We start from the raw sequence: 21548 nt of genomic DNA, 5'->3' as shown, positions 1-21548 counted from the left end.
TCATCTAAGCCGTGACCCAAAAAATATTAATCACGTACATATACAGCGGAATCCCGACAATAATATTGAAGGGGAAGGTGACGGCTAAAGCCGTTGACACATAGAGGCTAGGATTGGCTTCGGGGACAGTCAGACGCATGGCGGCTGGCACAGCGATATACGAAGCACTGGCACAGAGGACTGCAAATAATAGTGCATCCCCCTGCGACATGGAAATTAACTTAGCGATCGCAATGCCCACACCAGAATTCAAGATCGGCATCAAAATCGCAAAGGCTATTAAGAAAACACCTGTTTTTTGCAAATCCTTAATCCGCTTGGCGGCGACTAAGCCCATATCCATCAAGAAGAAGGTCAACACGCCGTAAAACATATCTTGGGTAAAAGGTGACAACACATGCCAACCTCTTTCGCCAGTCAAGCAGCCAATGATCAAACTACCAACGAGCAAAAATACAGAACTATTCAGAAAAGCTTCACGGAGTACTTCTGACCATGCAAATTCGCTAGTTTCACCTTTTTTGGCTTTTTCCTCGGCTGTAAATAGGCTCACAAGAATCAGTCCGACAATGATTGCGGGAGATTCCATTAGCGCTAAAGCCGCTACCATATAGCCATCAAAAGCAATGTTTAACTGCCCCAAAAATGAACTAGCTGTGATGAAGGTAACCGCACTGATCGAGCCATAGGTTGCGGCGATCGCAGCTGCATTGTAGGAGTCAAGTTTGATTTTAAGAATAAAAAATGAATAGACAGGTACAACACAAGCCATCAGGATCGCGGCTGCCATCGTCAAAATTACTTCTTGACTGATCCCACTCTTTACTAGCTCCACGCCACCCTTAAACCCGATCGCCAATAGCAAATATAAAGAAAACAATTTCGGGATCGGGGGTGGAATCTCTAGATCTGATTTAATCAAAACCGCCAACATTCCTAAGAAAAAGAACAAAATCGGCGGATTGAGGATGTTAGAAATAATTAAGTCTAAATTCATTGGGACAGATCCACATTAAAGAATTTTTAGAGAAAATGATCGTTTCATGATGACAGATCATGCATAGCAATCCCAGATAGTTTCTGAGAGTGCATCTCAAAGAGATACACTCTCAAAAACTATTTAATCTTATGTATAGCAGTCCTAAATCATTTGTAGATTTTTGGGTTTGTGGAAGCGCACCCCGAAGGGGTGCGCTTCCACAAACCATTTAGGATTGCTATAGCTATGCAAGTTTTGCTTAAAGCATAAAAAACGAATCAACAGATGCAGCGCGAAGCGCCGCATCTGTTGATTGTCTGATTGTCTACTAGTGTTAGCTATATATTGAGTTTACAATTACTTTTCTATTGATTCTTTCATTGGCTGTTCTGCTGAAAGTTTATTTAGCCAATTGGTAAGAAAGAAGTTGCCAAGAATTATGGCAGAAATCAAAGCATGAAATACTTGACCGTAGGGCATATCGATCGCGCTGACCGCAACTAAAGTATTTACAATCAAGAAAATGGCATTCACTGCTAAAACCGTAATTACAAGTTTGAGCCTGATTTTTTTGAGAAGCATTAAAATTACAGTAAATAGCCCAGGAATTAAACCCAAGGATGTATACCCATGCAGGATACGCATAGATGCATCAGTATGGGTATGAATAAAAGCCGCGGCCATTAAATTGAGTGGGATCATGGAGCTGGGAGAAGGTCCAAACAGAGGACGCAGAGATCCGTTATACCAAAGGAGAGCTTTGAGCAAACCTTGTTGACTATCCTCGATTCCGACTTTTGCAACTGGAAATTTAAATAGCTTTAACATTTTTTCGTTTTGTAGAGAAAGCTTTAATTTTTATATCTCAGTCAAGGTTCACTAATTCATAATATATATAGCAAATATATAGCAAAAAAAGAGTTAGCTAGTACAAACCAAAACCCAAGAATCGAGTGGCGGCGCTTCGCGCCGCCACTCGATTCTTGGGTTTTATAGCTGTCGCCATTCTTGTTAGGACTTAAAACCCAAATAGTGTGAGGCGGCGCGAAGCGCCGCCTCACACTATTTGGGTTTTGATTACACTTGACTACAGCTATAGGATAAAGGAAACTTCGTATTTTTCATTCTGTTAAGCCAAAACACAAAATGGTGTTTTGAAACCCTTGCTGGTTTTGGTTTTAATTCACAAAAGTGTAACGACACTTTTGTGAAGTGGTATTACGCTAATTTTTTAGGAGCCTAACAAATGTCAGAGATCGCCCCTCCCCCCATAACACAAAAAACAAAACCAGAAGATTCAATATCTTTGTCACTCATCACTGATCAGTGGATTAGCGCTACATGGGATGAGTTTGTGCAGATTCTCGAAAATCCTCTATATGAAGAATCTCGCTGCTACTACGACAAAAATCAAATTAAGCAAATGAGGATTGAAACTATGCCTGTAGGTTCTGAACACGCTGATGACAATACACTGATAATCTTTGCAATTAGCTTGTACTGTACCTTAAAAAATATTCCTGCTAGAGGCTTAACCAATTGTAGTTATGTCAAAACAGGAGTTCAAGGCTGTCAGCCAGATATCTCCTACTATATTGGTGAAATCTCAGCTCTCGCCCCTCGCAGTAGTTCTATTGTTAGTCTTGATGAATCGCCTGTACCGAATTTGGTAATTGAAATATCTAGCTCTACCATCAACGATGATTTAGGTAAGAAGCGATTACTTTATGAACAATTGGGGACTAGTGAATATTGGGTAGTTGATGTCCAAGAGGTGAAAATTATTGCTTTAGAAATGCTAGAGAATGGTGGCAGTCGGCAGATCACCACATCGAAATTGTTAGGTGGATTAGCGATCGCTGATCTCGAAGCCGCTCTAAAACTCAGCCGCGAAAAATCTCAATCAGAAGTTGGGGCATGGATCTTACAAAAATATAGCCATAATTCGTAAAAGTCCGTCACTTCGAGACAGACTCTTATTGATATTCACAAAGTTTAGATACGTATTTGAAAGCAGACGTTATACTATGTTTAGACATTAAGCTACATACTATTTTCTGATTCAGTTGCTTGCCTACTTTTTCAGTAAATATACAGCGAACTCTACAAACATTCATAGTTGGAAAAATGAGCGAACCAACTCCCTACGAAAAACTAGGAGTCAATGACGAAGCCTCCTTTGAAGAAGTGCGCGATGCACGCGATCGCCTATTGCGCGAATATGAGGGGGACGAGTCGCAACAAGAAGCGATCGAGGTTGCTTACGATGCCATCCTTATGGATCGTTTACGCGCCCGCAAAGAAGGCAAGATTGCTGTACCCGATCGCATCCGCTATCCTGAACGTCTGTCTACAGCGATCCCTGCTGCTATGCAAAACAATACGCAGCGACGCGCCCCATCTTGGTTGTCGAGGCTATTGGACACTCCAAGCCAAAAAGATATTTATATTTCGCTGGGAATTTTTACGGGACTGGGTGCAGTTAGCTTTTTCGTCCCCGCAGCTACTACATGGTTATCCTTTGGGTTAATTGCTAGTGTTTATTTGCTCACCCGCAAAGAAAATCGTTTTGGACGAGCTTTGTTAATCTCCCTATCAGGGATTACGATCGGTGTCATATTGGCAGCTTTGACTAATCAAGTTTTAGTATTGTCCCGTGTGGTCAGCGATGGATTTTTTCCTAGCTCAATCCAAATGGTGATTATTTTGTTGGTGATGTGGCTCCATGCTTGTTTCTTGAGGTAAGGCTCTTAGCGAAGCGATTAGCTGTTAGCTTTTCAGAGTGCTTTGCACTCTTGGTAAACTCAAATATATTTTAAAAGCCTCGCAACGCGAGGCTTTTAAAATATATTTGGAAGAGCTAACAGCTAATCGCTAAAAGCCAATAATTTCAAACCTATAAAATAAATATGCCCCCTGCAATTTTTGGGATCGCCCAGCTTAATCCAGTAATTGGCGATTTAGTCGGTAATAGCGATCGCATATTGGTTGCTGTACAGAAATTAGCTGAACAAGGTGTGCAACTAGTACTCACACCAGAGCTATCAATCTGTGGTTATCCACCTCGCGACCTGTTGATGCATCGTCAATTTATTAGTGATATGGAAGCCGCGATCGCGGATCTTGCTCGCAAACTTCCTCATGATGTTGCTGTATTAGTGGGTATGGTTTCCGTAAATCCCCAAGCTAGTCAAGCAGGTGGGAAGCCATTATTTAATAGTGCAGCATTGCTTCAAGGGGGTGAAGTAATGCAGATTTTTCATAAGCGGTTATTGCCAACCTATGACGTATTTGATGAAGATCGCTATTTTGCGGTGGGCAATGGGAGTCAAGTTTTTACACTAAATCTCAAGGATGGAACATCCCTACGGATAGGTGTAACCATCTGCGAAGATATTTGGAATGATGAGAAGTTTTGGGGTAAGCGGAACTATGCCGATGATCCTGTTGCGGAACTCGCGCAAAATCATCAACTCGATTTACTACTCAATTTATCGGCTTCACCCTATGCGGTGGGCAAACAGAATTTACGCGAGTCGATGTTAAGCCACAGTGCGATTATGCATAACTTGCCATTGATTTATGCCAATCAGGTGGGGGCAAATGACGACTTGATTTTTGATGGGCGGAGTATGGCTTTTGATCGTAGTGGCAAAATCATAGCTCGTGGGAAGGGCTTTGAAGAGGATTTACTGGTAATTAATTTAGATGATGAGCTAAATCTGACTCCATCTAGATATGAAAGTGATGATGCGGAAATTTTTGCCGCTTTAGTGCTGGGTGTGCGTGACTACGTGCAGAAATGTCGATTTCGGCAAGTGGTGATTGGGTTAAGTGGGGGTATTGATTCTGCGCTGGTGGCGGCGATCGCTGCCGAGGCGATCGGTAAAGAGAATGTATTGGGTGTGTTGATGCCTTCTCCCTATAGTTCCACGCATTCGATTACCGATGCGATCGCCTTGGCAGATAATTTAGGAATCTCTACGCAGACCATTCCAATTGCGCCAATGATGCAAGCCTTTGATGCTAGTCTGGCGAATCTCTTTACAGGAAAATCTAGTGATGTGACTGAAGAGAACTTGCAGTCAAGAATTCGTGGCAGTTTGCTGATGGCAATCTCGAATAAGTTTGGACATCTGCTGCTCTCTACGGGGAATAAATCGGAAGTTTCGGTTGGTTACTGTACTCTCTATGGTGATATGAATGGTGGACTTGCAGCGATCGCTGATGTCCCTAAAACCAGAGTGTTTTCTATCTGTGAATGGTTAAATCGAACTAATTCACTTCTATCAATTAAGCAAGGGAAGACAGAAGTGATTCCTGTAAATATTATTACTAAGCCTCCCAGTGCGGAACTCAAGCCCGATCAACTTGATCAAGATTCACTGCCTCCCTACAATATTCTGGATGATATTTTACACAAGCTGATTAATCAGCATCTTTCGGCTTCTGAAATTATTGCTACGGGACATGAACAAGCGATCGTCGATCGCGTAGTTCGTCTTGTCAAAATCGCTGAATTCAAACGTCGCCAAGCTGCTCCAGGATTGAGAATAACCGATCGCGCTTTTGGTTCTGGCTGGAGAATGCCGATCGCTAGTAAGGTGACACCATAAATAAGAAGTTATGATAGTTGGTAGAAGTTTACTTTGGTGGAAACTTGCATTTGACTGAAATCTCAAAGTTGCTTTCGGCTGAGGCTTTGGTAAGAATGGGAATACCTGCTTCACCACTAATTTTTAAACCGAATTTGAGGTTGACTTCTTCGACTTGGGCATCACCGAGATTTTTGAATGCGCCGATCGCATATTTGGTATAGAAGCGAATGGTTTCATGGATCTCTTGCAGGTTTTTGATCGCATCTTCTTTGATGCCATAGGATTCGCGATCGCTATCTATATCTACTGATTGATCATCTTCAGATTCGGAGATTTCAATGGCGAGAATTTCGCCGTCTTCCTGCTCGATATAAATTTTGTGAGCCATAGCGATTGTTACTACTATTTTGTGAGATTTGCCTGTATTCTAGTTGCACAAGGTCGCGATCGCAACAAATCAGTAAGTTATGGCTAGATATGCGCTAGTAGTAGGTATTTCTGAATATAAGCATTTACCATCGCCGCTTAGTAAAACCTTGGGGGATGCGGAGGCAGTAGCGAACTTGCTGCGATCGCATGGTGATTTTCAAGAAGTAACTTTGCTGAATACGCCCAAATTGATTAAGGCTGATTTGTTTGCTCAGTTAAATCGGTTGTTAAGCGAACAGGCGACGGGTAGCGAAGTTTTGATTTATTACACGGGGCATGGGGTACTGGTTGAAGATTGTGGCGTGAAACAGGGATATTTAGCGCCATCAGATTGTAAAGCAATGAAGGAAAGCGTGACTGATGGGATTCCCTTTGTAGGTTTGAATAATTTAATTGCGCGATCGCCTTTGAGTAGTTTGGTGATGTTTTTGGATTGCTGTCATAGTGGGGTTTTGTTGCAAGCGATCGCGGAGAGTTTTACAGCTTTCAATAAAACGGATAAGGATTATTTGCTGATTTCGGCTTGTCGAGAGTTTGAGCAAGCGGCGGCGATGAAGAAGGAAGCCCATAGTATTTTTACGGGGGCTTTGCTAGAGGCTTTGTCGGAATCGCGTCAAAATGATGAGGGCAAAATTAATTCGGGTAGTTTGTTTGGGTTTATTTCGGATCGCCTAAAGCAAAAACAACAGGAGCCGAGGCAACTGGGCTATGGTCGAGCGATGGAGATCGTCAATTATCGACAGGTTGCACCGAAAAAAATCACAGAGGATCTTTGTCCTTATGTGGGGTTAGAGTCTTTTATGAAGGAGACTGCCAAATTTTTTAAGGGACGAGATCGCTTTGTGCGGTTGTTATTACAAAAAATAGACGAATCGAGCTTTGTGCCTGTGATTGGGGCTTCGGGGAGTGGTAAGTCATCGCTGGTGAGGGCGGGGCTGATTTCAGCATTAGAAGCGCAGGGAAATTGGTTGATTTTGCCACCGATTAAAGCTGGGGATTCGCCGCTTATGCCTGTTGCGGAAATTAGTCGGGTATTGACACAGCTTTGTCAGAGAGCGGATAGCAAACTGGAAATTAGCAAACAAATCGCATCGGGAAATTTAGAAGCGGCGATCGCTTGTCTATCTGAACAGAAAAATATTTTGCTGGTGGTCGATCAGTTTGAGGAAGTATTTACGGTTTGTCCTGCGGAAAAGGAAGCAGAACGCCAGCAATTTATCGATTTGCTGGTGGGGATTACGCAGCATCCTGATTCGCGGTTGCGGGTGGTGACGACGATGCGGGCGGATTTCTTTGAGAATTGTCTGGGCTATCGTGGTTTAGGGGAGGTGATTCAAGAGCATCAGGTGTTGTTGTTGCCGATGAATGAGGAGGAGTTAAAAGAGGCGATCGCGGCTCCTGCTGAAGTTGGACAATATGAATTAGGTGAGGGCTTGTTACCTGCGATTTTGCGCGATGTGCGTGACGAGAAGAATGTACTGCCATTGCTGGAGTTTGCGCTGACGCAGCTATGGGAACATCGCGAAAAGCGGCGATTTACTTTTGAGGTCTACGACAAGTTGGGTGGGGTAATGGGAGCTTTGAATCAACACGCCAATTCTGTTTTTGATGCACTGAAACCGCAGGAGCAGGACTGGGCTAAGCGGATTTGTTTAATGTTGGTACGAACTGGTCTGGGTGAAAGGGATACGCGCCAACGCCGAACTAAGGGGGAACTTACGAGACTTGCGAAAGATGGTGATCTACCAGATTTTCAGGTGGCACTGGATCAGTTGGTGGCGGGGCGACTGTTGGTAACTGGTAAGGATGGAGATGGTGAGGCTTGGGTGGATATGGCGCATGAGGCGCTGATGGAGAAATGGATCTATTTCGCGAAGTGGCGCGAAGAAAAACGTGATGTGCTGCGGTTGGTAAATCGGATTAGGGATGCTTTAGATGAATGCGATCGCGTGACCGATCAGGATAAGTTCTTGTTGCCTGAAGGTGTGGTTGCTCAAATAGAGGAAGTGGAAGCTGCGATCGCTGATTACCTCACGCCTGAACAACAGGAATTTGTTCAGCGCAATCGTTACAAATATAAGCCTTGGCTCGATAAAAAGAATTTGCCTGAAATGGTGGATATTCCTAGTGGAACGTTTTGGATGGGATCGCCTGAAGGGAAAGGTAATAAGAATGAGAAACCCTATCACCAAGTTACGGTAAAAGCCTTTCGGATGGGCAAATATCCTGTCACACAGGCGCAGTGGCGGACGGTGGCAATGTCTCCCAAGGTTGAGATTGAATTGAGTCTTAATCCTTCGCAATTTCGCGGTGAAGATAAACCTGTCGAAAAAGTGGATTGGTATGAAGCGCAAGAGTTTTGTGCGCGGTTATCGTGTTTGACGGGAGAAAACTATCGCCTGCCTAGCGAAGCGGAATGGGAATATGCCTGTCGTGCAGGAGCAGAAGCATATACAGAGTATTGCTTTGGTGACGATGAATATCAGCTTAGAGAGTATGCTTGGTATGACGAAAATAGCGACAGAAAAACGCAGCCTGTGGGACAGAAACTACCTAATGATTGGGAACTCTACGATATGCATGGTAATGTTTGGGAATGGTGTGCTGATGATTGGCATGACAGTTATAAAGGATCGCCAACAGATGCACAGACTTGGACAGAAGATATTACGGATTATGAAGAGAGCGGTGCAACAGTGAAGCTGCTGCGTGGTGGTTCGTGGCTCAACCATTATTGGATTTGTCGGTCTGCGGTTCGCGTTGACTACATTGCGCGTATTCAGAACAACAGCTTCGGTTTTCGGGTTGTCTTGTGAGGTTGCTTGTTCGCGTGAGGACTGCTTCTTTGATCTTTAACCCTTTTACCCTTTACACTTTCTTCTTTTCTCTTCCCCTTCGCCGTCAGGGGATCGAATTTTTTTCAAAAATCCACCAATGAAAATTGGAAATTATGCGGTCAAAAATTATTTGCGGTTTGCATAGAAGGGGCGAGCACGGGGGCATCGCCCCTACGGGTGACATGATAAAAATTATCGCCATAACATTCTATTTACCATTTAAAACAAAAATCGGTAGGGGCGATGCCCCCGTGCTCGCCCCGTTGTCGCAGATCACCGACCATTTTTTTATACGGTGATGGATTTGCGATATGGGAATAAAATTGCGATCAATTTTTATCAATGACAATTATGCGATCGCCAAATCTATTAATGAACTCGGGGATTTTGCGGTCAAAAATTATTTGCGGTTCGCATAGAAGGGGCGAGCACGGGGGCATCGCCCCTACGGGTAAAATCATAAAAATTATCGCCAGAATATTCGATTTACCATTGAAAAACAAAAATCGGTAGGGGCGATGCCCCCGTGCTCGCCCCGTTGACGCAGATCGCCGACCATTTTTTATACGGCGATGGATTTGCGATTTGGACAAAAATTGCGATCAATTTTGACCAATGACAATCAGGCGATCGCCAAATCTATTAATGAAATTGGGGTTTTGCGGTCAAAAATTATTTGCGGTTCGCACAGAAGGGGCGAGCACGGGGGCATCGCCCCTACGGGTGACATGATAAAAATTATCGCCAGAACATTCCATTTGTCATTCAAAACAAAAATAGGTAGGGGCGATGCCCCCGTGCTCGCCCCGCTGTCGCAGATCTCAAATTATTTTTATATGCGGCGATAATTTTCAAATACAACGATAAAATTGCGCCATGCCATACAATCCAGACATACATCATCGCCGTTCCATTCGTCTCAAAGGATACGACTATTCACAGGCAGGTGAATATTTCATCACCATTTGCATTAACCATCGGCAACCACTATTAGGCGCGATCGCTGATGGCATCATGATACCGAATCCTGCGGGAACAATGGTACAAACAATTTGGGAAGAAATGCCATTCCATTATCCAAATCTAGAATTAGATGCTTTTGTGTTAATGCCCAATCACATTCACGGCATTATTGTTCTGAAGTCTCCACAAATAAAACCAGTTATGACATTAGGAGAAATCATACATCGATTCAAATCATTCACAACTGCAAAATATCGTCATGGCGTTAATCAGGAACAATGGCAACCATTTATAGGCAGACTATGGCAAAGGAATTACTATGAACACATTATACGCAATCAAGAATCCCGCGATCGCCTACGCCAATACATAGCTAATAATCCCTCATCATGGGAATCCGATCTTCTGTATCCAAATAGCGATCGCCCTTTATGACCAAACCATTTGCCTGTGGTATGGGGCAAGACTGGCTAGAGATCTGCTGTAACCGTTTGCGTTATCATCTAGTTTTCAAAAATCCCTCCGATGATCTGGCGAGAGAAGCCTGATACGTACAATGTCCTGAATATTACTGCGACAATTCCCTCACCCCGTTCCAAATCCTCAAAAATCATCTATAGGTTGTGACATCTCTATCTGAGGGACTAAGGAGTGTCATCTAGGAAAATTGATTAAAGATATACAATGTAAATTCATCTTATTGTAGCTAACGTTTGATTTGTATATTTATCCCTTACGAAGTAATACATTTAAAAAATCTATTGGTTCAGAACTGAGGGCAAAGTGCTATAAATCGCTTTGCCTATGATTAAGATAAAAAAAGTTTGATGTGATATTCGTTTATTGGGCTTAACCAAATGTATACAGTTTTAGAAGCGATCGCTACTAGCAATCCTGCTTATAAGCTCACGCAATCCGAAGCCGCTGACTTTATGTTAAAGACAGAAAGTTTATCGGCTGCTATTAGAAAAAGAATTCCATCAATTTATGCAAATTCAGGAATCGATTATCGCTTTAGCTGCATTCCCGACTATGGCGGCGATCTCCAAAAATTTGAACTATATCCTGATAATTGGGAACTCACACCCACACCAACCACCTTTAGTCGCAATCAAAAATATGAAATCTATGCACCTAAACTTGCGCTGCAAGCAGCACAACAAGCGATCGCTGAAACAGAGGATCTTCGCGCTCAAGACATCACCCATTTAATAGTCGTCAGTTGTACGGGCTTTTCGGCTCCTGGCATTGATATACACCTAATCAAGCAACTAGGACTTTCCTATACAATTTCTCGGACGATGATTGGATTTATGGGCTGTCATGCCGCCTTTAATGGACTTAGAACAGCTCATGCGATTTGTCAAAGCGATCGCAAGGCAAAAGTTCTTTTAGTTTGTGTGGAGTTATGTTCATTGCATTTTCAAGTGGCTGACACCTTAGAGAATACGATTATTAATGCCATCTTTTCCGATGGAGCTGCCGCCGCCATTTTAACTTCGCGTCCATTTTCTGAAGCTGAAGGCAAGCTAGCTTACACTGATGGCTTGAGTCTACTCATAGACAATACTGAAGAACTAATGAATTGGACAATTGGTGATACGGGCTTTTTGATGGGCTTATCACCGAAAGTTCCCGATGTAGTGGTGGGGGCTTTGCCTAATTACCTACAAACTTTTTTAAGTCAATATCATCTCACCCCAGAGGATCTGGATTTTTGGGCGATTCACCCAGGAGGGAGACGAATTATTGAAAAGATTCAATCTGTTTGTGAGCTTAGCGATCGCATGGTTGCCGATTCCTATGAGATTTTGCGCCGTTATGGGAATATGAGTTCGCCAACGATTCTATTTATTCTCAAACAGATTTTAGCCAAGCATCAAGTAGGCGCAAGTCCATTTCAAAATGGGCTTGCCTTAGCCTTTGGTCCTGGACTATCGATTGAAGGTTGTTTATTTCAAAAGGTCTAACTACCAATATTTGTAGCGCTAAGCGCTACAAATATTGATTTAAAAAATTAGGAGCATATATGCCTTCATTTCAAATCCGCACCAATCAAGATGAATTGATGGATGATTTCTCCATTCAGGATGAACGACTCACCGATGCCTTAGAGCAACTGCGCCCCATCAACCAACTGCTAGGCGGATATGCCACCACGATGGAAGTTCTCGCCCCTTTTCTAAAAACGAGCGCGCGAGCAAATCAAACTACGCGCATTCTTGATATCGGTACTGGTATTGGCGATTTCCCTGAATATATCGTGCGTTGGGCTGCGGCTCAGTCTCCTGCAATCAACGTCGAAATTGTGGCGATTGATGCCAATCCCGTCACCGTTGATTATGCCCGCGAAGCTCTCAAAAAGCGATTACCACCAGAACTACAAGCAAAAATCAAAGTGGAAGTTGCTGATGCTTTGGCTCTACCCTATGCTGATGACGAGTTTGATGTGGCGATCGCGGCGATGTTTTTGCATCACTTTGCCCATGAAAATGCTGTACAAATTGTGCGATCGATGCAGCGTATATCGAAGCAAGGTATTCTGATTAATGATTTGCATCGACATCCCCTTGCCTATTATGGAATCTATGCTCTCACAAGGCTATTACCTGCGGTGCAAATGGTTCGCAATGATGCACCTTTGTCGGTTTTGCGTGGATTTAAATCCCCTGAATTAAAAAATATTGCCGAGTCCGCAGGACTAGTTGATTTCTCACTCAAATGGCGTTATGCCTTTCGTTGGGTACTGCATACAATTTAGCTCAAACCCAAGAAGTGATTTGCGGCGCGAAGCGCCGCAAATCACTTCAAGACTGGCGACAGCTATAGAATAAAAATAGTTTAGTAATAATCACGATGCTGCAATTTATTGATACTTTCTTGGGTGGTCTACCAAACTGGTTTTATCAACTTGAACAATGGACTGATGCTTTGGTGAATAGCCAACTCAATCAAGCCTCATGGACAAGTATTGGCGTAGTGTTTTTGGCAGGACTGGTCACCAGTCTGACCCCTTGTACCTTGTCGATGTTGCCACTCACGATTGGCTATATTGGCGGCTATGAATCTAAAAGTACATGGACATCGGCGCTGCAATCAGCATGGTTTTGTCTCGGCTTTGCGATCGCCCTCACTGGTTTTGGACTGACCGCCGCGCTTCTCGGTAAAATTTATGGACAAACGGCTTGGGGTTGGTCGGTGGTGATGGGAATGATCGCGATCGCGATGGGATTGCAACTATTGGAAGTGATTTCTTTCCGTTTACCAAGTTTTGGGAATTGGGAAGTATCTCAAAATTTGCCACAGGGATTGCGATCGCTATTAATCGGATTATCTTTTGGGTTTGTGGCTTCGCCTTGCAGTACTCCTGTATTAGTCACCCTTTTGGCTTGGGTGTCAGGCTCAGGAAATTTGCTAGTGGGTACAGAATTTCTTCTTGCCTATGCGATTGGCTCTGTATTACCGCTAGCGATCGCAGGGACATTTACAGGGCTGATTAAACAGTTTTTAGAATTGCGCCGTTGGTCAAGTTGGCTCAATTGGGGAAGTGGGCTCATTTTAATTGGGTTCGGCACACTTTCCATTTTGAGCAAGATTGCCTAAATCTATTTCCGCCATTCCTGATCAAATCTTGTCCAGAGGCTGAGCAGTCTCGGATCAAGCTCGGTATCAACTAGAACAGCGGTAACGATTGAACGTATTTTTAACAGATCGCCAAAACTAGCCCGAGTGAAGATTTTGCCAGAAGCGACAGATTTTTCGAGTGTAGATTTACCAAACATGATGTTACGTAAAGCAAGCCCAGTGCTTTCAAAGTCATTGCTTGCGTCAGGTTCAGCATCGGAAATTGTGATTTGTAACTCCTGTTCACCTTCTACCTGCACATGGATGCGAGCTTCATCGATCGCGATCGTTGCTGATTTTCCAGAAGCAACGCGCACGATCGCTGCCCATGTGTCACCTTGGCGATCGCGCAAAATCTCGATTAATTCTAAAAGCATGGACGAGAGCATTGCGGCGCGAGGTGATAGCGAATCGGACATGGTCGTGTTTGGCAATTAGTTAAAAAGATATAAAGATTATAGGATTATGAGATGTCATCTTTTAAGCAAATATACTAGTCCTACAGCGCTTGGCGCTCAAACCCAAACCAAGAGGTTTTTTAAAAGTTTTGCAAAGCAAAACTTTTAAAAAACCTCTTATGGTTCGTTTGATTGGTAATTGCTGTAAATAACCTGAGAAAGATACATATATAGCGATTCCCACCAATTCAAACAATATGAAAAAGATTTTATCTTCTTTAGCGATCGCCCTAGGACTGTCCTGTATCGCGATCGCACCTGTAGCATCACAAACGATCACGAAATCTCAACAATTTGGAGTTGCTCCCCCAGCCTGCGAAAAAGAAGCTCAGCTTTACCTAAACATTTGTGCTTCTCGTTGGGCAAAAACTGCTGATTTCTTGCGATCGCTAATTTATGACGAGGTTTATAGTCAGATCCCTACAGCTAGACAATCCCAACTCAAAGCAGTCGAAAAAACTTGGAATTCCTATCGAGATATTCACTGTCAGGAACTGAGTGAACCATTCCGCAAAGGCTCTATTTATCCTCTCTTGTATTTCAGTTGCCGAGCGAGACTGACTAATGATCGCATAGCCGATTTACAAGGGACAAATAATTCTCAACTTACATCAGATGTCACGACTCAAAGGCTATCTAAAATCCTGAAGCAGGAAAAGATGCAGAATTCTGCGGGGCAACGTCAATGGTTACTCTACCAAGCTCAGCACTGTCAGTTTGAGTCATTAATTTCTCTGGATAACTCGCGATCGGTCAAACAATGTCGCGATCGCTTAGCCGAAGGTCGGCTTCGGCAGTTAGAAGCAATGCTTGGCACTCGATAAATGACTGTTTGCAGCGCTTTGCGCTCAAACCCAAACCAAGAAAAACCTTAAAAGCTTTGCGAAGCAAAGCTTTTAAGGTTTTTCTTGTGGTTCGGTTGCTCGATAATTGCTGTAAATAATACTTTTAGCGACTTTCCCACACCAAGATAATCACAGTCCCAAGAGCGTAGGCAAGAATATCTTTCCAATCAAAGGTAGTTCCTAAAATAGTTGCCAAAACTTTATTTTGTGCTAATCCTAGGCGATCGACAAAATTTAGATACTGCAATCCTTCGATCGCACAGGCAAATCCAAAAACCGATATCGCTGCTATCTTTGCGCGAATCTTCCAAAAAGATTTAATAAAGCAGTAAATCAGAATTACCACTAACACATCCCCAATAAAGGGGCGAATTAACTGATCATCGATAAAAATGGCGATATAAACTTCTATTAAAAAGAATAAAACTGTTAAGTAGAAGTATTTACGATTAAAAGTGAGCCGATTAGTCAGCATGTTACGAAATTAAGACATTAATATCAAAAATCTTTCCCTACCCCTGCTTTATAGCGATCATTACAGCGCTTTGCGGTCAAACTCAAACCAAGAAAGTTTTTGAAAGCGTTACTTCCCAAGGCTTGCAAAAACATTTGGGTGGGAATTGATGTATGAATATTTATAGCAAAGCAAGTTTTGCTTAGGACATAAAACCCAAAAAGAGAATGGCGGCGCGAAGCGCCGCCATTCTCTTTTTGGGTTTTTCTTTTGTCCTAACACAATCGACGGTAGCTATAACTCCACTCTTGAGACTTTTAGTGCTTTTTTACGAAGAGTTTACGTTTATAGGTTTGATCGCCTGTCAAGTTTTGTAACAACTGCAATAAAAATAGTGATATAGCTGTCGCCATTCTTGTTAGGACATAAAACCCAAATAGTGTGAGGCGGCGCGAAGCGCCGCCTCACACTATTTGGGTTTTGATTTATCCTGATACAGGTGGCTATAGCTATAATAACCAACTGAATTTGACTAATTCCTTAGTACCTCATACCTAGGACATAGATTTATTAGTACAATCCAAAGTAGCGATCGTAACTACTCAATTACGTCTGAGCTAACATAATCCTTAAATACCATCCTTTTCAGTCCATGATGAATAGCAACGCACTGCCCCTAAAACAAGGTTTATACGATCCCCAATTTGAACATGACGCTTGTGGGGTCGGATTTATTGTTCACAAGTCAGGGAAAAAATCCCATGCGATCGTCGAGCAGGGTTTGACAATTCTAGAGAACTTGGAACACCGTGGCGCGTGCGGTTGTGAGACAAATACAGGTGATGGTGCAGGGATTTTGATGCAAATCCCCCATAAATTCTTGGTGAAAGTGGCGGCAGCGGCAAATATCACCCTACCTGAAGCAGGACAATACGGTGTAGGCATGGTTTATGCTTCGCCCAATTCTAATACACGTAAGAATGGGCGAGAAGCTTTTGAAAAGCTGGTAGCTGCTGAAGGTTTAAAAGTACTGGGATGGCGTGATGTCCCCACTGACAATTCCTCCTTGGGTGCGACCGCTCAATCAAGTGAGCCATTTATGCAGCAGGTGTTTATTGGGCGATCGCCTGATCTTGCTGATGACCTCGCCTTTGATCGCAAATTATTTGTGCTGCGTAAACTTGCCCATACCGCAATAAGAGCCGCGAACGTTGATCCTTACTGGTATCCCTCTAGCCTTTCCTGTCGCACCATCGTTTATAAAGGGATGTTGATGACGGCCCAAGTAGGGATGTATTACGCCGCTGATTTACGTGATCCCGATATGGAAAGCGCTCTGGCTCTGGTACACTCCCGCTTTAGTACAAATACTTTCCCTAGCTGGGAGCGATCGCACCCTTACCGCTACATTGCCCACAATGGTGAAATTAATACTCTGCGCGGCAATACCAACTGGATGATTGCGCGTCAGTCGATGTTTGAGTCGGATTTGTTTGGTGATGATATCTCGAAGATCAAGCCCGTCATTAACATCGAAGGTAGCGACTCGACGATTTTTGATAATGCCTTGGAATTGTTAGTACTAGCAGGGCGATCGCTACCTCATGCGGTAATGATGATGATTCCTGAGCCTTGGACAGCCCATGAGTCCATGAGTGATGAGAAAAAAGCCTTTTATGAATATCATTCCTGCTTGATGGAACCTTGGGATGGACCAGCCTCGATCGCCTTCACCGATGGCACAATGATTGGCGCTGTATTGGATCGTAATGGCTTGCGTCCTTCTCGTTACTACGTCACCAAGGATGATCTGGTCATCTTCGCATCAGAAGCAGGGGTATTGGATATTGCCCCTGAAATGATTGAATCAAAGGGGCGCTTGCAACCAGGTCGGATGTTCCTTGTGAATATGGAAGAAGGTCGGATTGTTGCTGATGAAGAAATTAAGCATCAAATCGCCACTGAACAGCCATATCGCGAATGGATTAATCAGCATATGGTGGAAATCGCCAGTCTCAAGGATGGCGTTGCTAATGAACCAGAAGCAACAGCTTTAACCCAGAAGCAAATGGCTTTCGGCTATTCCTTTGAAGATTTGCGCTTGCTATTAACGCCAATGGCGCGGGATGGTGTGGAAGCCGTGGGCGCGATGGGAGCCGATACACCTCTAGCCGTTCTTTCCAATCGTCCCAAACTTCTCTACGATTATTTCCAACAATTATTCGCACAGGTTACGAATCCTCCGATTGACTCTATCCGCGAAGAAATTATTACTTCTGCGGAAACTACGATTGGTGCTGAACGCAATTTACTCAAGCCTGAGCCAGAAAGTTGTCACTTGATCGAGTTAAAAACTCCCATCCTTAGTGATGCTGAATTTGCCAAACTCAAGCATATTAATGAAGGTGGTTTTAAATCTATTACATTTTCCACCTTGTTCAACCCTAAATCTGGTGTATCTGGATTAGAATCAGCGATCGCCGAAATTTGCGCGAAGGCTGACCAAGCGATCGCTGATGGTGTGAATATTTTGATTCTTAGCGATCGCGGCGTGAATCCTGATAATGCACCTATCCCTGCATTGCTAGCGGTATCAGGCTTACATCACCATCTCATCCGCACAGGAACCCGTACTAGAGTTGGTTTAGTTCTCGAATCTGGCGAACCTAGAGAAGTGCATCATTTTGCGTTGTTGATAGGCTATGGTTGCGGTGCAATCAACCCCTATCTTGCCTTTGAAACGATCAAAGACATGATCGATCAACGTCTCTTGGTAAATGTCGAGTTCAAAACTGCGGTTAAGAACTTTATCAAGTCGGCAACTAAGGGCGTAACTAAGGTTGCTTCAAAAATCGGTATTTCCACAATCCAAAGCTATCGCGGCGCTCAAATCTTTGAAGCGGTTGGTTTGAATCAGGATGTGATCAAGAAATACTTCACTTGGACAGCCTCACGCATCGAAGGCGCTGATTTAGAAGTTATCGCTAAAGAAGCGATCGCTCGTCATACCCATGCCTTCCCCGATCGCCCTGCGAGTGGCAACACCCTTGATGTCGGTGGTGATTATCAATGGCGCAAGGATGGCGAAGCGCACTTGTTTAGCCCTGAAACTATTCATGCATTGCAAAAAGCAGTACGCGATGGCAACTATGAACTGTTCAAGAAATATTCGGCACTTGTCAACGAACAGAATCAACAACATTTCACCCTGCGCGGCTTGCTCGATTTCAAAGCTCGCGAATCTATTTCCATTGATGAAGTAGAACCCATCGAATCAATCTTAAGCCGCTTCAAAACGGGTGCGATGAGCTACGGTTCCATTTCTAAGGAAGCCCATGAAGCTTTGGCGATCGCTATGAATCGCATCGGCGGCAAGTCCAACACAGGCGAAGGCGGCGAAGATCCTGATCGCTACACATGGACAAACGAGCAAGGCGATTCCAAAAATAGCGCCATCAAACAGGTTGCCTCTGGACGTTTCGGTGTAACCAGCCTCTATCTCTCCCAAGCCAAAGAGATTCAAATCAAAATGGCTCAAGGCGCGAAACCAGGGGAAGGTGGTCAACTCCCTGGGAAGAAAGTCTATCCTTGGATTGCTAAAGTACGTCACTCTACTCCTGGTGTGGGCTTAATTTCGCCACCGCCTCACCATGACATCTACTCCATCGAAGACCTCGCCGAGTTGATTCATGACCTCAAGAATGCCAACCGCGCCGCCCGTATCAGCGTCAAGCTCGTATCGGAAGTAGGCGTAGGCACGATCGCCGCAGGGGTTTCCAAAGCTCACGCTGATGTGGTTCTCATCTCTGGCTACGATGGCGGCACTGGCGCATCACCCCAAACCTCAATCAAGCACGCTGGTTTACCTTGGGAACTCGGACTCGCGGAAACCCACCAAACCCTTGTTCTCAACAATCTCCGCAGCCGCATCGTTGTGGAAACCGATGGACAAATGAAAACAGGGCGTGATGTCGTTATCGCGGCGCTACTTGGTGCAGAAGAGTTCGGCTTTGCCACAGCTCCCCTCGTCACCCTTGGCTGCATCATGATGCGCGTCTGCCATCTCAACACCTGCCCCGTTGGTGTGGCAACTCAAGACCCACAACTACGCGACAAGTTCACAGGCGATCCCGCCCACACCGTCAACTTCATGACTTTCATCGCAATGGAAGTTCGTGAACTAATGGCAAAACTCGGTTTCCGCACCCTTGATGAGATGGTCGGTCGTACCGAAGTTCTCGAAGCGAAGCAAGCTGTCGAACATTGGAAAGCGAAGGGCTTAGACTTTTCCAAGATTCTCTATCAGCCAGAAGTTGGTGCAGATGTCGGGCGCTATTGCCAAATCCCACAGGATCATGGCTTAGACAAATCCCTTGATATGACTGTGTTGTTGGATTTATGTCAAGCAGCGATCGTTGATGGCGAACCCGTACAAGAGACTATTCCGATCAAGAACATCAATCGTGCTGTCGGAACTATCCTTGGTAACGAAATCACCAAGCGCCATTGGGAAGGACTGCCCGATGACACCGTGCATCTACATTTCCAAGGTACGGCTGGTCAAAGCTTCGGCGCATTCGTTCCCTCTGGCGTGACGATGGAACTCGAAGGCGACACCAATGACTATCTCGGCAAAGGACTTAGCGGCGGCAAAATCATTCTCTATCCCCACAAAGCTTCTACCTTTGTCGCCGAAGAGAATGTCATCGCTGGTAACGTCGCTCTCTACGGTGCAACCAGTGGCGAAGTCTACATTCGCGGTATCGCTGGCGAACGCTTTGGAGTGCGTAACTCTGGCGTAAATGCAGTAGTCGAAGGCATCGGCGATCATGGTTGCGAATATATGACTGGTGGTAAGGTTGTCGTTCTCGGCTTAACAGGACGGAACTTTGCGGCTGGTATGAGTGGCGGTGTTGCCTACATTCTCGATGAGTCAGGTGATTTCGCAACCCGTTGCAATACCTCAATGGTCGGCTTAGAGAAACTCGAAGATCCCGAAGAAATCAAGGATCTGAAGCAGTTGATTCAGCAGCACGTTGACTATACGGAAAGTGCCAAGGGTGCGAATGTTCTCGCTGATTGGAATGCGATGCTTCCTAAGTTCGTGAAGGTGATGCCCAAGGATTACAAGCGGGTATTGCAAGCGATTAAGGAAGCATTGGAAGATGGTTTGAGTGGTGATGATGCGCTCAACGCCGCCTTTGAAGCCAACTCCCGTGATGTTGCCCGTATCGGTGGTAGCTAATTAATCAAGAGTCAAGGGGCGCAAGCCCCTTGTTTTTTATGTGATAATTTAGGTGTTAAAAACTTGATCGAATAAACACTAAGTTTATGAGTACCCCTGTAACTATTGAAGACATCTACAAGTTATTCCAAGCTTCTCAAGAGGATTATGATCGCCGTGCTGCCGAAGCTGATCGCCGTATGGTAAAGCTCGAAAAAACAGTTGATAGAACCAGTAAGGCAGTTGAAGCACTAACAACAAGGTGGGGACGTTTTGTCGAAGAGTTAGTTGAACCTGCGGTATTGCGGCTATTTCAAGAAAAAGGAATTGATGTAAAGGAAGTGCATCCTCGTGCCAGAACTAAGCGTCAAGGTTTTGCGATGGAAATTGATATTTTGGCTGTAGATGATACGGAACTAGTGTTAGTGGAATGTAAGTCCCGTTTATCAAAGGATGATGTGGATGAGTTTGTTGAGAAGTTAACGCGCTTTAAAGACTCCTTTCCTCATTACGGCAACTATAAAGCCTATGGATCTGTGGCTGGTATTGAGATTAATGAAGGGATAGATCGTTATGCTTATCGTCAAGGTTTGTTTGTAATTAAGCCTTCGGGTGATGGGGTGGCGATCGCTAATGATGACGATTTTAAACCTGTTGCATGGTAAATTTAGCGATTTGTTATCGTTTAGGTGTTTAAGCTTCAACGATTGTTTCATTTGCTTGTAAAGGAACCGATAAAATTTGGCAAGGTGGGCGATCGCGTAAGTTACCATCAGATATACAGGAAAGGGCTTTACGCAAATTACGTCAACTTGATGTGTCAGCTAATCTAGAAGATCTCCACATACCATCTGCCAATCATCTAGAGGTACTGGTTGGCGATCGACTTGGACAATACAGTATTCGTTTTACTAAGCAGTGGAGACTGTGTTTTGTTTGGCAAAATGGAAATGCGTAAGATGTTGAGATTGTTGATTATCATTAGGAGCAAAAGCAATGGAAGATACTTTATACCAAATCACAAAAGAGAGGCAATAGATAGGGCATCCAGTATGGAATCTCTACCGACAAGAGAAGCAATTACAGATTTAGTCATTTCGGAGAGACGATTCTTGACCAAAAGCCGCAACTCATCCA

The 21548-nt window shown here is 44.1% G+C and carries 17 protein-coding genes; 12 read left to right on the top strand and 5 right to left on the bottom strand.

Features of this window, described 5'->3' with window-relative positions; genetic code table 11:
• Positions 1-4: 4 nt before the first annotated feature.
• Complete coding sequence (locus H6G05_RS23005; RefSeq protein ID WP_190581951.1) at positions 5-997, bottom strand: sodium-dependent bicarbonate transport family permease; 993 nt, start codon at positions 995-997, stop codon at positions 5-7.
• A gap of 339 nt (positions 998-1336) precedes the next feature.
• Positions 1337-1807 carry a hypothetical protein gene (locus tag H6G05_RS23000; protein WP_190581950.1) on the bottom strand — a complete coding sequence of 157 codons (471 nt, stop codon included), beginning with the start codon at positions 1805-1807 and terminating at the stop codon, positions 1337-1339.
• Between the two features lie 418 nt (positions 1808-2225).
• On the opposite strand from H6G05_RS23000, the gene H6G05_RS22995 reads away from it, so the two are divergent.
• From H6G05_RS22995 to H6G05_RS22985, 3 genes are all read left to right on the top strand, one after another.
• The gene (locus tag H6G05_RS22995) at positions 2226-2930 is read left to right on the top strand and encodes a Uma2 family endonuclease (protein WP_190581948.1); all 705 of its coding nucleotides are present in this window, start codon (positions 2226-2228) and stop codon (positions 2928-2930) included.
• A gap of 176 nt (positions 2931-3106) precedes the next feature.
• Positions 3107-3724, top strand: a complete 618-nt coding sequence (locus H6G05_RS22990; RefSeq protein WP_190581945.1) for a CPP1-like family protein — start codon at positions 3107-3109, stop codon at positions 3722-3724.
• Between the two features lie 164 nt (positions 3725-3888).
• Positions 3889-5595 (top strand): NAD+ synthase, encoded by a 1707-nt coding sequence (locus H6G05_RS22985; RefSeq protein ID WP_190581944.1) that lies wholly within the window; start codon positions 3889-3891, stop codon positions 5593-5595.
• A 28-nt stretch (positions 5596-5623) separates the two neighbouring features.
• Here the strand turns inward: H6G05_RS22985 and H6G05_RS22980 are convergent, their stop codons facing one another.
• Positions 5624-5965: a CU044_2847 family protein gene (locus tag H6G05_RS22980; RefSeq protein ID WP_199310739.1), complete on the bottom strand. Its 342-nt coding sequence runs from the start codon at positions 5963-5965 to the stop codon at positions 5624-5626.
• A gap of 79 nt (positions 5966-6044) precedes the next feature.
• Between H6G05_RS22980 and H6G05_RS22975 the strand changes: the two genes are divergently transcribed.
• From H6G05_RS22975 to H6G05_RS22955, 5 genes are all read left to right on the top strand, one after another.
• Entirely contained in the window at positions 6045-8822 is a 2778-nt protein-coding gene (locus H6G05_RS22975; protein WP_190581942.1) for an nSTAND1 domain-containing NTPase, read from the top strand.
• 897 nt (positions 8823-9719) lie between these two features.
• A complete protein-coding gene (locus tag H6G05_RS22970) occupies positions 9720-10241 on the top strand; it encodes a transposase (RefSeq protein ID WP_190581934.1) in 522 nt (173 codons plus the stop codon).
• Between the two features lie 422 nt (positions 10242-10663).
• On the top strand, positions 10664-11776 hold the full coding sequence (locus H6G05_RS22965; protein ID WP_190581932.1) for a type III polyketide synthase: 1113 nt from the start codon (positions 10664-10666) through the stop codon (positions 11774-11776).
• 59 nt (positions 11777-11835) lie between these two features.
• Entirely contained in the window at positions 11836-12567 is a 732-nt protein-coding gene (locus tag H6G05_RS22960) for a methyltransferase domain-containing protein (RefSeq protein WP_190581930.1), read from the top strand.
• Positions 12568-12662: 95 nt separating this feature from the next.
• Positions 12663-13409 (top strand): cytochrome c biogenesis protein CcdA, encoded by a 747-nt coding sequence (locus H6G05_RS22955; protein ID WP_190581928.1) that lies wholly within the window; start codon positions 12663-12665, stop codon positions 13407-13409.
• 2 nt (positions 13410-13411) lie between these two features.
• Here the strand turns inward: H6G05_RS22955 and H6G05_RS22950 are convergent, their stop codons facing one another.
• Complete coding sequence (locus H6G05_RS22950) at positions 13412-13849, bottom strand: hypothetical protein (RefSeq protein ID WP_190581926.1); 438 nt, start codon at positions 13847-13849, stop codon at positions 13412-13414.
• A gap of 236 nt (positions 13850-14085) precedes the next feature.
• Between H6G05_RS22950 and H6G05_RS22945 the strand changes: the two genes are divergently transcribed.
• Entirely contained in the window at positions 14086-14712 is a 627-nt protein-coding gene (locus H6G05_RS22945) for a lysozyme inhibitor LprI family protein (RefSeq protein ID WP_190581924.1), read from the top strand.
• A gap of 124 nt (positions 14713-14836) precedes the next feature.
• Here H6G05_RS22945 and H6G05_RS22940 read toward each other — a convergent pair whose 3' ends face one another.
• Positions 14837-15208, bottom strand: a complete 372-nt coding sequence (locus tag H6G05_RS22940; protein WP_094535750.1) for a ribosomal maturation YjgA family protein — start codon at positions 15206-15208, stop codon at positions 14837-14839.
• Positions 15209-15842: 634 nt separating this feature from the next.
• Here H6G05_RS22940 and gltB point away from each other — a divergent pair.
• From gltB to H6G05_RS22925, 3 genes are all read left to right on the top strand, one after another.
• Positions 15843-20432 carry a glutamate synthase large subunit gene (gene gltB, locus H6G05_RS22935; RefSeq protein WP_190581966.1) on the top strand — a complete coding sequence of 1530 codons (4590 nt, stop codon included), beginning with the start codon at positions 15843-15845 and terminating at the stop codon, positions 20430-20432.
• A gap of 86 nt (positions 20433-20518) precedes the next feature.
• Complete coding sequence (locus H6G05_RS22930) at positions 20519-21076, top strand: DUF3782 domain-containing protein (protein ID WP_190581923.1); 558 nt, start codon at positions 20519-20521, stop codon at positions 21074-21076.
• Between the two features lie 41 nt (positions 21077-21117).
• Complete coding sequence (locus H6G05_RS22925; RefSeq protein WP_190581965.1) at positions 21118-21369, top strand: type II toxin-antitoxin system RelE/ParE family toxin; 252 nt, start codon at positions 21118-21120, stop codon at positions 21367-21369.
• The last annotated feature ends 179 nt before the right edge of the window (positions 21370-21548 follow it).

Origin of the sequence: Phormidium tenue FACHB-1050, assembly GCF_014696925.1 — a bacterium.
Classification (GTDB): domain Bacteria; phylum Cyanobacteriota; class Cyanobacteriia; order Pseudanabaenales; family Pseudanabaenaceae; genus Pseudanabaena.
The sequence above is the reverse complement of the archived record's forward strand: the minus strand, read 5'-3'. Positions and strand labels throughout refer to the sequence as shown.

Bases quoted from the DNA above. Each gene is read 5' to 3' on its own strand.
- H6G05_RS22990 (WP_190581945.1), top strand. From the start codon at position 3,107: ATGAGCGAACCAACTCCCTACGAAAAACTAGGAGTCAATGACGAAGCC.
- H6G05_RS22965 (WP_190581932.1), top strand. From the start codon at position 10,664: ATGTATACAGTTTTAGAAGCGATCGCTACTAGCAATCCTGCTTATAAG.
- H6G05_RS22985 (WP_190581944.1), top strand. From the start codon at position 3,889: ATGCCCCCTGCAATTTTTGGGATCGCCCAGCTTAATCCAGTAATTGGC.
- H6G05_RS22930 (WP_190581923.1), top strand. From the start codon at position 20,519: ATGAGTACCCCTGTAACTATTGAAGACATCTACAAGTTATTCCAAGCT.
- H6G05_RS22940 (WP_094535750.1), bottom strand. From the start codon at position 15,208: ATGCTGACTAATCGGCTCACTTTTAATCGTAAATACTTCTACTTAACA.
- H6G05_RS22960 (WP_190581930.1), top strand. From the start codon at position 11,836: ATGCCTTCATTTCAAATCCGCACCAATCAAGATGAATTGATGGATGAT.
- H6G05_RS22980 (WP_199310739.1), bottom strand. From the start codon at position 5,965: ATGGCTCACAAAATTTATATCGAGCAGGAAGACGGCGAAATTCTCGCC.
- H6G05_RS22970 (WP_190581934.1), top strand. From the start codon at position 9,720: ATGCCATACAATCCAGACATACATCATCGCCGTTCCATTCGTCTCAAA.
- H6G05_RS22995 (WP_190581948.1), top strand. From the start codon at position 2,226: ATGTCAGAGATCGCCCCTCCCCCCATAACACAAAAAACAAAACCAGAA.
- H6G05_RS22975 (WP_190581942.1), top strand. From the start codon at position 6,045: ATGGCTAGATATGCGCTAGTAGTAGGTATTTCTGAATATAAGCATTTA.
- H6G05_RS23005 (WP_190581951.1), bottom strand. From the start codon at position 997: ATGAATTTAGACTTAATTATTTCTAACATCCTCAATCCGCCGATTTTG.
- gltB (WP_190581966.1), top strand. From the start codon at position 15,843: ATGAATAGCAACGCACTGCCCCTAAAACAAGGTTTATACGATCCCCAA.
- H6G05_RS22955 (WP_190581928.1), top strand. From the start codon at position 12,663: ATGCTGCAATTTATTGATACTTTCTTGGGTGGTCTACCAAACTGGTTT.
- H6G05_RS22950 (WP_190581926.1), bottom strand. From the start codon at position 13,849: ATGTCCGATTCGCTATCACCTCGCGCCGCAATGCTCTCGTCCATGCTT.
- H6G05_RS22945 (WP_190581924.1), top strand. From the start codon at position 14,086: ATGAAAAAGATTTTATCTTCTTTAGCGATCGCCCTAGGACTGTCCTGT.
- H6G05_RS23000 (WP_190581950.1), bottom strand. From the start codon at position 1,807: ATGTTAAAGCTATTTAAATTTCCAGTTGCAAAAGTCGGAATCGAGGAT.